Genomic DNA, 13,504 nt, shown 5'->3' on the forward strand with positions numbered 1-13,504 from the left:
AACTAGTCCTGTTCGTCAGGCTCGTCGGCATTGCGAGCAATCGCCACGATAGTCACGCCGTCCGGAAGGTCCATCAGCTTGACCCCCATTGTGTTCCGGTCACGCGTACGGCGTACAGGCTTCACCGGAGTCCGGATGACGCCACCGTTGCTGGTGATAGCGAACAGCTCATCGTCCGGGTCGATCACGACAGCGCCGACCAGACCACCGCGTCGCTCGGTGATCTTCGCAGTCAGCACACCCTTACCTCCCCGGCCCTGCACCGGGTATTCCTCGATCGGGGTACGTTTCGCGTATCCGCCGTTCGTGGCCACCAGAACGTCCAAACCCTCCCGGACGACCTCCATGGCCAACAGCACATCTTCCTCGCTGAAGCGCATGCCGATCACGCCGGAGGTCGCCCGACCCATCGGGCGCAGCGCCTCGTCCGTGGCGTTGAACCGGATCGCCTGGGCGTTCTTCGAGACCAGCAGCAGGTCGTCGGCGGGGCCGACGAGCGCAGCACCGACCAGCTCGTCCTCATCGCGCAGGTTGATCGCGATGATGCCGCCGGACCGGTTGGAGTCGAACTCCTCAAGCCGCGTCTTCTTCACCAGGCCGTTCTTCGTCGCCAGGACCAGGTAGGGAGCTACCTGGTAATTCGGAATCTCGATGATCTGTGCGATCTGCTCGTCCGGTTGGAAGGCGAGCAGGTTGGCCACGTGCTGGCCCTTGGCCACCCTACTGGCCTCCGGAAGCTCGTACGCCTTGGCCCGGTACACCCGCCCCTTGTTCGTGAAGAACAGCATCCAGTCGTGCGTCGAGCAGACGAAGAAGTGGCTGACGATGTCGTCCTGCCGCAGCGTGGCGCCACTGACGCCCTTACCGCCCCGCCGCTGCGAACGATAGAGATCGACCTTGGTCCGCTTTGCGTACCCGGTCCGGGTGATCGTGACGACCACGTCCTCCCGCGCGATGAGGTCCTCCATCGAGACCTCACCGTCGAACGGGACAATCTTGGTGCGTCGTTCGTCGCCCCACTTGGCGACGATCTCCCCCAACTCCTCCGAGACGATCCGACGCTGCCGTTCCGGCTTGGCGAGGATGTCCTTGAGGTCGGCGATCTCCACTTCCAGCTTGGCCAGGTCGTCGAGGATCCGCTGCCGCTCCAGCGCGGCGAGCCGGCGCAGCTGCATGTCCAGGATCGCGGTGGCCTGGATCTCGTCGATCTCCAGCAGCCGGATCAGACCCTGCCGAGCGTCCTCCACCGTGGGCGAGCGCCGGATCAGGGCGATGACCTCGTCGAGCGCGTCCAGCGCCTTGGACAGACCGCGCAGGATGTGCGCCCGCTCCTCCGCCTTACGCAGCCGGAACGCCGTCCGCCGTCGGATCACCTCGATCTGGTGCTCGACGTAGTAGCGGATGAACTGCGCCAGGTTCAGCGTGCGCGGCACCCCGTCGACAAGCGCCAGCATGTTCGCGCCGAAGGTCTCCTGAAGCTGGGTGTGCTTGTAGAGGTTGTTCAGCACCACCTTCGCGACCGCGTCGCGCTTGAGCACCAGCACGATCCGCATGCCGGTACGCCCGGAGGACTCGTCGCGGATGTCGGCGATCCCGCCGAGCTTGCCCTCCTTGATCAGCTCGGCGATCCGCTCGGCCAGGTTGTCCGGGTTCACCTGGTAGGGCAGCTCGCTGACGACAAGCGCCGGCCGACCCCGCTTGTCCTCCTCCACCTCGACCACGGCACGCATCCGGATCGAGCCACGACCCGTGCGGTACGCGTCCTGGATGCCCGAGTGGCCGACGATCAGACCGTGGGTGGGGAAGTCCGGGCCCTTGACGATCTCCAACAGTGCTTCGAGGGTGTCGGCCTCGTCGGCCTCCGGGTGCTCCAGGCACCACTGCACGGCCGCGCCGATCTCGCGCAGGTTGTGCGGCGGGATCTTGGTGGCCATGCCGACCGCGATGCCCTCGGAGCCGTTGATCAGCAGGTTCGGGATCCGCGACGGCAGGATCGTCGGTTCCTTGGCCCGACCGTCGTAGTTGTCCTGCAGGTCGACGGTGTCCTCGTCGATGTCCCGCAGCATCTCCATGGCGAGGGGGTCGAGCTTGCACTCGGTGTAGCGCATCGCCGCAGCCGGATCATTTCCGGGCGAGCCGAAGTTGCCGTTGCCGTCGACCAGGGGGTAGCGCAGCGACCAGGGCTGGGCCATCCGGACCAGGGCGTCGTAGATGGCCGAGTCGCCGTGCGGGTGGAACTGGCCCATCACGTCGCCGACGACCCGGGAGCACTTCACGTAGCCGCGGTCCGGCCGGTAGCCGGAGTCGAACATGGCGTACAGGATCTTGCGGTGGACCGGCTTGAGCCCGTCCCGGACGTCCGGCAGCGCCCGCCCGACGATGACGCTCATCGCGTAGTCGAGGTAGGAGCGCTGCATCTCCACCTCGAGCCCGACGGGCTCGATCCGGTCGTGCGAGACGACGGCGGCCAGCGCCTCGGGGACCTCGGGCTCGTTCGGTGTGGACTCGGGGGAATCGGTCACTGTTAACCCTTATCAGACTGAGTGTCGCTTTTGCGCTGTGGATAACGGCTGTGGATACCGGCCAAGCTGTGGATAACTCTGTGGACTGGCAGCCGGGCCGGTGGTGGCGATCCGGTCCGGCTGCCATGCCCGTCAGATGTCCAGGAAGCGAACGTCCTTGGCGTTGCGCTGGATGAACGAGCGGCGCGCCTCCACGTCCTCACCCATCAACACGCTGAACAGCTCGTCGGCGGTTGCCGCGTCGTCCAGGGTCACCTGGCGCAGCGTACGGGTGGCCGGGTTCATCGTGGTCTCCCACAGCTCCGGGTAGTTCATCTCGCCGAGACCCTTGAACCGCTGGATGTCGTCCGGCTTGGCGTTCGGCTTCTTCTGCTGGCGCAGCGCGATCAGCCCGTCGCGCTCCCGGTCGGAGTACGCGTACTGCGCGTCGTCGCCCTTCCGGTTCCACTTGATCTTGTAGAGCGGCGGGGCGGCCAGGTAGACGTGGCCCAGTTCCACCAGTGGGCGCATGAAGCGGAACAGCAGGGTGAGCAGCAGCGTCTGGATGTGCTGGCCGTCGACGTCGGCGTCGGCCATCAGCACGATCTTGTGGTACCGCAGCTTCTCGATGTCGAAGTCGTCGTGGATGCCGGTGCCCAGCGCGGTGATCAGCGCCTGCACCTCGTTGTTCTTCAGCACCCGGTCGATCCGGGCCTTCTCCACGTTGAGGATCTTGCCGCGGATCGGCAGGATCGCCTGGGTACGCGGGTCGCGGCCCTGCTTGGCCGAGCCGCCGGCCGAGTCGCCCTCGACGATGAACACCTCGGACTCGCGCGGGTCGGTGGACTGGCAGTCGGCCAGCTTGCCCGGCATCGAGCCGGATTCCAGCAGCGACTTGCGCCGGGCCAACTTGCGGGCCTGCTGGGCGGCGATCCGGGCGCGGGCCGCCTGGGATGCCTTGGTAATGATGATCTTTGCCTCGGCGGGGTTGCGGTCCAGCCAGTCGACCAGCCGGTCGTTGCAGACCCGCTGCACGAAGCTCTTCACCGGCGTGTTGCCGAGCTTGGTCTTGGTCTGACCCTCGAACTGCGGGTTGGTCAGCTTCACCGAGATGATTGCGGCCAGGCCCTCGCGGATGTCCTCGCCGGAGAGCTTCTCGTCGCCCTTGAGCAGCTTCTTGTCCGTGCCGTAGCGGTTGACGACGCTGGTCAGCGCGGCCCGGAAGCCCTCCTCGTGGGTGCCGCCCTCGTGCGTGTTGATGTTGTTGGCGAAGGTGTAGACCGACTCGCCGTACGACTCGTTCCACTGCATGGCGATCTCGAGCGCCATGCCCTCCTCCTCGGAACCGAACTCGATCACCGTCTTGTGGATCGGGGTCTTCGAGGCGTTGAGGTGGCGGACGAAGTCGGCGATACCGCCGTCGTACTTGAAGGTGACCTCGCGCAGCTTGCCTTCTTCACCCTCCGCGACCCGCTCGTCCAGCAGGTGGATGGTGAGGCCCCGGGTCAGGAAGGCCATCTCCTGGAGCCGGCGGTAGATCGTTTGGAGGTCGAAGTCGACGGTCTCGAAGACGTCCGGGTCCGGCCAGAAGGAGACCGCCGAACCGGTGCGGTCGGTGGTCTCGCCCTTGAGTAGCTCGGTCGGCTTGGAGTGGTGGTACTCCTGCCGCCAGACGAAGCCGGTCTTGTGAATCTCCACCGCCATCTTCGTGGAGAGGGCGTTCACCACGCTGACGCCGACGCCGTGCAGGCCGCCGGAGACCGCGTACGCCTTGCCGTCGAACTTGCCGCCCGCGTGCAGAACGGTCAGCGCCACCTCGACGCCCGGCTTCTTGAGCTTGGGATGCAGGTCGACCGGGAAGCCCCGGCCGTTGTCGGTGACCCGGACGCCGCCGTCAGCGAGCAGCACCACGTCGATGGTGTCGCAGTAGCCGGCCATCGCCTCGTCCACCGCGTTGTCGACGACCTCCCACACGAGGTGGTGCAGGCCGCGTTCGCCGGTGGACCCGATGTACATGCCGGGCCGCTTGCGGACCGCCTCCAGCCCTTCGAGGACGGTGATCGACTCGGCGCCGTACTGCTGATTTTCCTGCGCTGCCACCCTCGGCCACTTTCTCGCGCCCGGCGCGCCGTAGGGCACGTCGAACGCGGGTTCGGCGGACAGACGCGACGTCGGCACGCGGACCGGCACCGGGGACAACTCCGGGGTACGGGTCGAACGCGCCGGTCGCCGCGGTTGCCCGCGGATCGCGATCGGCTCGACCCGAGTCGGACGGATGATCGCGGGCCCGCACCGGACCCGTGACCCGTCACTCCGCACCGGGTCTTCGTCTCACGCCAATCTTACTGTGCGCGGGCGATAGAACCACCACTCGGCACCCCTTCGCAGCGGCTCAGATCTCCGTAGCGGGCCGAATTGCGCTGTCCGCGACTCCCCCTACACGCCAGGGCATGATCAACGGATCTGCCGCATGACGACGCTGCCGGCTCAGACGGCGAGAGGTGGGCGGTACCGTCCGGTACGACCCGGGAAGGGCGATCCGTGACCCTCGGGTTGCCGTACCGGCCTTGATCTTTCAACGTTGGAACCGGACGATCGACCCGATCCACTCGCCCGTGCCTTGAGAGGTGACACCAGATGGGGCTGGACAACGTCGCGGTTCAGTGGCCGCGGACCGGCCGCTTCTACGACCCGGTCGCACCGGCCGAGTTCGTCGATTTTGGCGACATCGTCGAGGTCCAGGGGATCTCGGCACCGACCGCCGCGCTCGCTGAGCTGATCGCGAAGACAGGTACGGTCCGGGCCACCGCGTACACGGAAGTGGTGGATCTGATCCTCGGACTTGATGGTGTGCTCTACGCCACAGACGCCGCCGCCGAGGACGAGGATCCGGTCATCGACCCGGACGGGTGCGGTTGGATCGCGGGCGGCATCGAACGCTTCGTCGCCGCGCACCGGCCGCACGGTGAGGCGGTCACCTTCGAGTCGGTGGGCACGGTGCTGCGTTCGCTGCTGGCCGACGGCCGCCTGGCCGAGCAGCAGCTACGTTGGCTGGACAGCCGGTTGGACGCGCTGCGTGACGACAGCGGTGCCGCGCCGCAGTGGACCTTCACCTGCGCGGAGCTGAGCGTGCTCGCCGCCTTCTACCGGCGCTGCGCCGACAACGGCTTCGCCGTCTACGCCGAGTCGGCGGCACCTCGCCGGGCGGCCCAGACGTAACCGGCCGGCTGTCGGGCGGTCCGGTCCCGCTGGATCCGAAAGAATCGCCCGACTGTCAGCCGTAGGTGTCGCGGGGGCCCCGGCCGCGTACCCGTCGTGGGCCGCGTGACCAGGACGGTGCGGCCGGGCCGTGGATGTGCAGTTTGCGGACCACGTTGTGGCCGACCTCGCGGGCGATCTGCTGCAACAGCGAACCGGCGAGCAGCCGTAGCTGCGTCGCCCAGGCCGTGGAGCGGGCCTCGACGGTCAGTTCACCGTTCTCCAGCTTCACCGGACGGCTGTGCTGGGCGACCTCCGCGCCGACCACCCGTTCCCAGGCGCCGAAGACGGTGGCCTCGGCGGCCGGCTGCTGCCAACCACGGGCCTTCACCAGCCGGTTGAGCACCGCACCGAGGGGTTGCGGGTCGCGCGGGTCCGGGCCGGGGCCGGAGTAGCCGCGCAGCCGGCGCTCGCCGTCGCCGCCGGTCGCGGTGCGGCGGCGGGGACGGCCGGCGGCCTCGCGCCGCGCCTTGGCCGCGTCCAGCACCGCGCGGGCCAGCTGCGGGCCGGAGACACCCTCGCCGTCGCCCGTCACCGGCGCGGTGTCGCCCGGCACCGCCGAGGTCGGCCCGGCGGCCGGCTCCGCCGGTCGACCGGTGGGTCGGTCGGTTCGGCCGCCGTCGCCGGTGCCACCCTTCCCGGCGGTACGCGCACCGCGTCCCCGGGTAACACCACCCGGCTGCCCCGGGGGTGCGCTGTCCGGGCCCGGCTGTGGTGGCTCAGTCGGCACGGCGCACCGTCCCCTCCGTCACCTCGTACCGGGCGCCACGCAGGGCGGCTGGCACGTCGTCGGCGACCGCGCAGGTCACAAGCAGTTGACTGGCCCCGCCGACCAGTTCGGCGAGCCGGTCCCGCCGGCCGGCGTCCAGCTCGGCGAAGACGTCGTCGAGCACCAGCACCGGTTCGATGCCGTCGTTGCGCAGCAGGTCGTAGCCGGCCAGCCGCAGCGCGAGCGCGTACGACCACGATTCGCCGTGACTGGCGTAGCCCTTGGCCGGCAGGGGGCCGAGGGTGAGGGTGAGGTCGTCGCGGTGCGGACCGACCAGGGTGGTGCCGCGTTCGATCTCAGCGGAGCGGGACTCCTCCAGTGCGGTGGTGAGCACCGCCGCGAGGGCCTCCCGGTCGGTGGTGGGTTCGGCGAGGTCCACCGAGGGCCGGTAACTGATTCCCGCCGCGCCGCGGCCGGCGGCCACCGCGTCGTAAGCCTTGGTGACGTGCGGGGCCAGGGCGGCAACGAGTTCCAGCCGCCCGGCGAGCAGTTCGGCGCCGTGCCGGGCCAGGTGGGTGTCCCAGACGGCGAGGGTGGACAGGTCGCCGCCCCGCGATCCGCCGGTCTTGCGGGCGAGGTACGCGGTGCGCAGCAGCGCGTTGCGTTGTTTGACCACCCGCTCGTAGTCGGCGCGTACCCCGGCGTAGCGGGGTTGGCGCAGCACCAGCAGGTCGTCGAGGTAGCGGCGGCGTTCGGCCGGGTCGCCCCGGACCAGTTCGAGGTCTTCCGGGGCGAAGAGCACCAGCCGCAGCGCGCCCAGCACGTCGCGGGCCCGGCGGGCCGGGGAGCGGCCGAGGCGGGCCCGGTTGGCCTTGCCCGGGACGATCTCCAGCTCCACCAGGAGTTCGCGGCCGTCGTGCACCACCGCGCAGCGGATCACGGCGGCGTTGGCGCCCATCCGCACCAGCGGGGCGTCGGTGGCGACCCGGTGGGAGTCGAGGGTCGCGACGTAGCCCAGCGCCTCGACCAGGTTCGTCTTGCCGACGCCGTTGGCGCCGATCAGGACGTTCGGGCCGGGTTCGAGGTCGACGCCGATCCGCTCGTACGAGCGGAAGTCGACCAGTTCGAGCCGGCGGACGTACACGGGGTCGCGGTGCCGGTCAGGGCTTGCGTACGGTGTGCCCGCCGAACTGCTGCCGCAGTGCGGAGACGGCCTTCAGCGCCGGCGAGTCGTCCTGCCGGGAGGAGAACCGGGCGAACAGCGAGGCGGTGATGACGTTGAGCGGTACGGCGAGACGCACCGCCTCGTCCACCGTCCAGCGGCCCTCGCCGGTGTCCTCGGTGTAGTCGCTGAGCCGGTTCAGCTCGGGGTCCTCGTCGAGGGCCCGGTCGAGCAGGTCCAGCAGCCAGGAGCGGACCACGGTGCCCTCGCGCCAGGACTTGATCACGCCGGGCACGTTCGTCACCAGTTCGGAGGCGGACATCAGCTCGTAGCCTTCGGCGTAGGCGTGCATCAGGCCGTACTCGATGCCGTTGTGCACCATCTTGGCGTAGTGGCCGGCACCGACCGGCCCGGCGTGTACGAAGCCGTACTCGCCTTCGGGCTTGAGCGCGTCGAAGATCGGCATGAGCCGGTCGACGTGTTCCTGCGCGCCGCCGACCATCAGGCCGTAGCCGTTCTGCCGGCCCCACACCCCGCCGGAGACGCCCACGTCGACGTAGCCGATGCCGCGTTCGTGCAGCCGCTCCGCCCGGGGTGCGTCCTCGCTGAACCGCGAGTTGCCGCCGTCGATGATGAGGTCACCCTCGCCGAGCACGTCGGCCACCTCGTCGATGGTGGCGTCGGTGACGGCGGCAGGCACCATCACCCACACCGCGCGCGGCGCGTCCAGCTTCTCGGCCAGTTCAGCCATGCTGGCGACATCGCTGCGCTCCAGGTTGTGGTCGAGACCGACCACCTCGTGACCGGCGGTGCGCAACCGTTCGCGCATGTTGCCGCCCATCCGGCCGAGTCCTACCAGGCCGAGCTGCATCTGTGGTGACCTTTCGTGGGTACGGTTGGATCCGCCGGTCAGCGGGACACGCGGATCGGCATGATGAGGTACCGGTACCCACCGATGAGCTCGCCATCCTCGCCGGCGGGGGAAATAACCGCGGGCTTGAAGGCGTCGACGAAGTGCAGCACGGCGAACTGGGTGCCGAGGTTGGACAACCCGTCGATGAGGTACTGCGGGTTGAAGCCGATGGTCAGCGGCTCGCCGGTGAAGCTGGCCTCCATGGCCTCGCTGGCCCGGGCCTCCTCGGTGCCGCCGGCCTCCACCACCAGGCCGTCGGCGCTGAAGCTGAGCAGCACGGGGGTGGCGCGCTCGGCGACGAGGGCGACCCGCTTGACCACCTCGATGAGGGTGCTGACCGGCACCCGGGCCTCGGCGTTGTGGCTGGCCGGGAAGAGCGATCGGACCGGCGGGTAGTTGGCGCCGTCGAGCAGCCGGCTGGTGGTGCGTCGGGTGCCACCGGAGAAACCGATCATGCCTTCGCCGGCGGCACCCTGGGACAGGGCCAGCACCACCTGGCCACCGAGGGGGCCGAGGGTCTTGGCGGTGTCGTTGAGCGTCCGGGCGGGGACCAGCGCGTTGAGGCTGATCTCCGGGTCGTCCGGGTTCCACTCCATCTCGCGCAGGGCCAGCCGGTACCGGTCGGTGGCGAGCATGGCCAGGTTGCCGCCGGAGAGCTCGATGCGTACGCCCGTCATCATCGGCAGCGTCTCGTCCCGGCTGGCGGCGACCGCCACCTGTGCCACCGCTGCGGCGAACGCGGCGGCGTCGATGGTGCCGGCGCTGGCCGGCATCTCGGGCAGGGTGGGGTAGTCCTCCACCGGCATGGTGGGCAGGGTGAACCGGGCGCTGCCACAGACCAGTTCGAGGTGCGCCCCGACAGCGGCGATGTCGACCGGCTTGGCGGGCAACGCCTTGGTGATCTCGGCGAGCAGCCGCCCGGAGACCAGCGCGGCGCCGTCGGCGTCGCCCTGCACCTCCACGGTGACCTGGCTGCTGACCTCGTAGTCGAAGCCGGAGACCTGCAGGCTGCCGTCGGTGACGCGCAGCAGCACCCCGGCCAGCACCGGTACGGACGGCCGGTTGGGCAGGCTCTTCGCGGTCCAGGCCACGGCCTCGGCGAGCGCGTCGCGCTCCACTCGGAATTTCATCAATGCCTCCGCGTCGACGTCGACGTCGTCAACTCTCTCATGCCGGACGCTGCCCACCGACCCGCCTGGCGTGCGGGTACCCCTCGCACCTTAGGGCGCGAGCGTATCGGCTGTGTGCCCGACCCCGTGGATCGTGTCGCTGCTGACGGGTCTGTCCCGGCAGCTGTCGACCGATCCACAGGAAGTCCAACGGTGATGATTGGTTTTTGTTCTTTCAGAAGAGATAACTCATCGTCTTCATCGCACCTGTGCAAACTGTGGAGAACCCGAGTATGGGCAGGTCAGACAGGTTATCCACAGGTGGTTTCGCTGTGGATGGGCGGGGGTAAAACCCGGCCGGCGGTCCACAGGCGGTCTCCGTGCACACGGTTGTCCACCGTCGTCCACCGGTTGTCCACCGGTAATCCACCGACTTTCTCCCCAGACCTGTGGATCGTCGCGGGCGTCTCGTCCGCCGTCATCCCCAGAACCTTCAACAGCTTCCCCACAGGCGACCGCCCGTCGGTGGACAGCGCCGGTGGTTGTCCCCAGGCGTCCACAGGAGTCCACAACGTTGTCCCCAGGGTTTCTCCACAGGCTGTGGGTAACTGGATGTTGACGGCGCGTGTTCATCCACCGTCGGTGGATAACAAGCTGTGGACAACGAGTGGCAAGCCGTGTGGACACGCCTCCGATGGTGTGGCCTGAACCTCGTTGAGGGTCAACCAGGTGAGCGCGAAAAAGGGCCCGACCGTGACCGGCCGGACCCTCGCCGTGCACGTTCGGCGGGCGTACCCCTCAGGTGTTCTGCTTGATCCGGTTGGTCAGCTCGGCGATCTGGTTGTAGAGCGATCGCCGCTCGGCCATCTGCTGGCGGATCTTGCGGTCGGCGTGCATGACGGTGGTGTGGTCCCGCCCGCCGAAGGCCTGGCCGATCCGGGGCAGTGACAGGTCGGTCAGCTCGCGACACAGGTACATGGCGACCTGGCGGGCGTTCACCAGCACCCGCGAGCGGGAGTGCCCGCGCAGGTCCTCCAGGCTGACCCCGAAGTAGTCAGCGGTGGAAACCATGATCTGGTCGGCGGTGATCTCCGGACCGGCGCCGTCCGGGATGAAGTCGCGCAGCACCTCCTCGGCCAGCGACAGCTCCACGTTCGACCGGGTCAGGCTGGCGAACGCGGTGACTCGGATCAGCGCCCCTTCCAGCTCCCGGATCGAGTTGGACACCCGGGAGGCGATGAACTCCAGCACGTCCGGCGGGGCGTACAGGCGCTCCTGCGCGGCCTTCTTCTGCAGAATCGCGATCCGGGTCTCCAGGTCCGGTGGCTGGATGTCGGCGAGTAGGCCCCACTCGAATCGGGTCCGCAGCCGGTCCTCCAGGGTCGCCAGCTGTTTGGGCGAGCGGTCGGAGGTGATCACGATCTGCTTGTTGGCGTTGTGCAGCGTGTTGAAGGTGTGGAAGAACTCCTCCTGGGTCCGCTCGCGGTTCTCCAGGAACTGGATGTCGTCGATGAGGAGGATGTCGACGTCGCGGTAGCGGCGTTGGAAGGCGCTTGTCTTGTCGTCCCGCAGCGAGTTGATGAAGTCGTTGGTGAACTCTTCGGTCGAGACGTACCGGACCGAGCGGGCGTTGCCCAGCGTGGTGGCGTAGTGGCCGATGGCGTGCAGCAGGTGGGTCTTGCCCAGCCCGGAGCTGCCGTAGATGAACAGCGGGTTGTACGCCTTTGCCGGCGACTCGGCCACCGCCACTGACGCCGCGTGCGCGAAGCGGTTGGACGAGCCGATGACGAACGTCTCGAACATGTACTTCGGGTTGAGCCGGTTGCCGCCGCTGTCAGCGCCGGTGGGCAGCCGCCGATCGTCCCGGCCGACCGGTCGCTGATCCGGCCCGCTGCGGCCGGGCCCGCTGTCGGTACCTCCGTCGGCCGGTATCGCCCGGATCACGTGCTGGTCGCGGGGCGAGACGCCCGGCTCGTCGCCGTAGCGGGGCGCGAAGCCGCGTGGGCCGCCGGCCGCTCGGTCCAGCTGCCCGCCCTGTTCGGTGAAGCCCAACCGCTCCGGTGCCCGCCGTCCGGTGCTCTCCGCTGGCCGGACGGGCTCGCCGAAGCCGGCACCGAAGAGGGCCTCCTGACCGTCGGGGGCCGCGGTACGGGGATCGTCCTCGACGCGCGGTGCGTCCGGCGGCGTCCGGTCGAAGCGGCCGGGGTGCGGCTGTTCGGGAATCAGCGGGAGCTGCCGCCCTCCGTCGGGACCGGTCGACCGGTCGTCGACCTCGCCGGGACCGTGGTCCAACTGGTCCGACTCAGGGGTGCTGCGGTAGACGGTGCCGGTGGTCCGCCCGTCCTCGGGCACCCGGACGGTGACGGCGACCTGGATCGGCCGGCCCAGCCGGCGGGTGAGCGCGTCGGTGATGGCCGGGCGCAGCCGGGACTCGATGACGTCCCGGGTGAAGGCGTCCGGCACGGAGAGCAGGACGGTGTCCTCGACGATTGCCCGCAGCCGGGTCAGCCGCAGATACGCCCGCTGCTGCGCGGAAATGATCTCGTCAGCGAGTTCGTCGGTCGTCGCCGTCCACACCGCGGCAAGGTCGGTCGTACCGGCCACCGTCGTGCCACCCCCTCGCCTCTGCTCCCGGACGCCGCCGTCTCCCGGTGGCCCGTACCGGCGGGCGAGATCACGCCACCCACCCGATCGCCGCACCCGGTCGTTCTCCACAAGTTATCCACAGCCTGTGTACCGACCGATTGTGGCCGCCCGCCGGGCGCGGGTCGGACCTGCCCCCTGCCGTGGCCGGGCACTGAAGCGGGGTTCACCGTGCCGAACGATTCACTACCGTGTCCGGTCTTGCCTGCCGGCGACATCGGCACAACTCCGACGCTGACCGCAATCGGGCACGGTAACAGCGTTGTTGCCGCGTCTTCAACCGCCGACGCGGGTCACCCCTGTCGGCATTTGTGAAAACCACCGCTTCGGTCGCCTTCCGTCGCAGCTCACCGTCGGAGTGGCCGGGTTTGACGCTGATTGCACCCCGACCTAGGCTGGAGGGGCTGCTCTCACGCCCTCTGCTAGGGTGATGGGTGCTCGCTGCCCGCGGTTGCTCACCGCACAATCGAGGTCACGCACCGCCGGGCAGCACCGATCGGGGCCACCACAGCGGCGGCCCGGACCACCACGACCCGGCGATCCACTCGTCCGGGGCGTCCGACAACGGAGAGCCTGACGTGAGCAAGCGCACCTACCAGCCGAACAACCGCCGGCGCGCGAAGACCCACGGCTTCCGGCTGCGCATGCGCACCCGGGCCGGCCGCGCCATCATCTCGACCCGTCGCGCCAAGGGCCGCGCCCGCCTGTCGGCCTGAGGCCGGTCAGGTCCGCTCCGGAGGACGTGGCAGTCGTGCTGGCGGCCGCGCAACGACTGCGGCGCAGCAGCGACTTCGCCGCAGCGGTTCGCGGTGGCCGTCGAGCCGGTCGCGGCGCTCTGGTCGTGCATCTGACCGTGCCAACCGCAACCGGATCCGACAACACAGCGCCGAAGCCGGCGCGGGATAACGCGGAGGCAGACTCCCCGCCGGTGTCCCGCGCCGGCTTCGTGGTTTCCAAGGCGGTCGGGCCGGCAGTTGTCCGCAACCGGGTGCGCCGCCGGCTGCGGCAGTTGACCCGGGAACGCCTCGTCGACCTGCCGACCGGAAGCACCCTCGTGGTACGCGCCCTGGCGGCGGCGGCTGACGCCACGTACCAGCGGCTCGGCACCGACCTGGATGCGGCGCTCGTCGCCGCCCGGTCCGGCCGGGGACGGCGGTCCCGGTGAGCGCCGAGCAGACGCCGTCGCGCCCGGCTACCCCGGGTGCCCGG

The 13,504-nt window shown here is 69.3% G+C and carries 10 protein-coding genes; 3 read left to right on the forward strand and 7 right to left on the reverse strand.

The features are described 5' to 3' along the window. Positions 1 to 2: 2 nt before the first annotated feature. Both gyrA and gyrB read right to left on the reverse strand, forming a co-directional pair. Positions 3 to 2,522 (reverse strand): DNA gyrase subunit A, encoded by a 2,520-nt coding sequence (gyrA, locus tag ACFY2A_RS02420; RefSeq protein WP_363921075.1) that lies wholly within the window; start codon positions 2,520 to 2,522, stop codon positions 3 to 5. A gap of 132 nt (positions 2,523 to 2,654) precedes the next feature. Then, positions 2,655 to 4,601: a DNA topoisomerase (ATP-hydrolyzing) subunit B gene (gyrB, locus tag ACFY2A_RS02425; RefSeq protein ID WP_363921073.1), complete on the reverse strand. Its 1,947-nt coding sequence runs from the start codon at positions 4,599 to 4,601 to the stop codon at positions 2,655 to 2,657. 537 nt (positions 4,602 to 5,138) lie between these two features. On the opposite strand from gyrB, the gene ACFY2A_RS02430 reads away from it, so the two are divergent. Then, on the forward strand, positions 5,139 to 5,720 hold the full coding sequence (locus ACFY2A_RS02430; RefSeq protein WP_363921071.1) for a hypothetical protein: 582 nt from the start codon (positions 5,139 to 5,141) through the stop codon (positions 5,718 to 5,720). Positions 5,721 to 5,775: 55 nt separating this feature from the next. Here the strand turns inward: ACFY2A_RS02430 and ACFY2A_RS02435 are convergent, their stop codons facing one another. The 5 genes from ACFY2A_RS02435 to dnaA all read right to left on the reverse strand — a co-directional run bounded on the left by ACFY2A_RS02435 (position 5,776) and on the right by dnaA (position 12,256). Beyond that, positions 5,776 to 6,315 carry a DciA family protein gene (locus ACFY2A_RS02435; protein WP_387167535.1) on the reverse strand — a complete coding sequence of 180 codons (540 nt, stop codon included), beginning with the start codon at positions 6,313 to 6,315 and terminating at the stop codon, positions 5,776 to 5,778. A 163-nt stretch (positions 6,316 to 6,478) separates the two neighbouring features. Then, positions 6,479 to 7,612, reverse strand: coding sequence for a DNA replication/repair protein RecF (gene recF / locus ACFY2A_RS02440; RefSeq protein WP_363921066.1), 1,134 nt, complete (start codon positions 7,610 to 7,612; stop codon positions 6,479 to 6,481). Between the two features lie 16 nt (positions 7,613 to 7,628). Next, positions 7,629 to 8,501: a phosphogluconate dehydrogenase (NAD(+)-dependent, decarboxylating) gene (gnd, locus tag ACFY2A_RS02445; protein ID WP_363921064.1), complete on the reverse strand. Its 873-nt coding sequence runs from the start codon at positions 8,499 to 8,501 to the stop codon at positions 7,629 to 7,631. Positions 8,502 to 8,539: 38 nt separating this feature from the next. After that, positions 8,540 to 9,673, reverse strand: a complete 1,134-nt coding sequence (dnaN, locus tag ACFY2A_RS02450; RefSeq protein WP_387167376.1) for a DNA polymerase III subunit beta — start codon at positions 9,671 to 9,673, stop codon at positions 8,540 to 8,542. Between the two features lie 777 nt (positions 9,674 to 10,450). Beyond that, positions 10,451 to 12,256, reverse strand: a complete 1,806-nt coding sequence (gene dnaA / locus ACFY2A_RS02455) for a chromosomal replication initiator protein DnaA (protein ID WP_387167379.1) — start codon at positions 12,254 to 12,256, stop codon at positions 10,451 to 10,453. Positions 12,257 to 12,873: 617 nt separating this feature from the next. Here dnaA and rpmH point away from each other — a divergent pair. Continuing rightward, entirely contained in the window at positions 12,874 to 13,011 is a 138-nt protein-coding gene (rpmH, locus tag ACFY2A_RS02460; RefSeq protein ID WP_013736606.1) for a 50S ribosomal protein L34, read from the forward strand. Positions 13,012 to 13,046: 35 nt separating this feature from the next. Further along, positions 13,047 to 13,460, forward strand: coding sequence for a ribonuclease P protein component (gene rnpA, locus ACFY2A_RS02465; RefSeq protein ID WP_387167538.1), 414 nt, complete (start codon positions 13,047 to 13,049; stop codon positions 13,458 to 13,460). Positions 13,461 to 13,504: the final 44 nt, after the last annotated feature.

The organism is Micromonospora sp. NPDC000442, assembly GCF_042898635.1.
Classification (GTDB): Bacteria; Actinomycetota; Actinomycetes; order Mycobacteriales; family Micromonosporaceae; genus Micromonospora.

Bases quoted from the DNA above. Each gene is read 5' to 3' on its own strand.
- ACFY2A_RS02430 (WP_363921071.1), top strand. From the start codon at position 5,139: ATGGGGCTGGACAACGTCGCGGTTCAGTGGCCGCGGACCGGCCGCTTC.
- gnd (WP_363921064.1), bottom strand. From the start codon at position 8,501: ATGCAGCTCGGCCTGGTAGGACTCGGCCGGATGGGCGGCAACATGCGC.
- dnaN (WP_387167376.1), bottom strand. From the start codon at position 9,673: ATGAAATTCCGAGTGGAGCGCGACGCGCTCGCCGAGGCCGTGGCCTGG.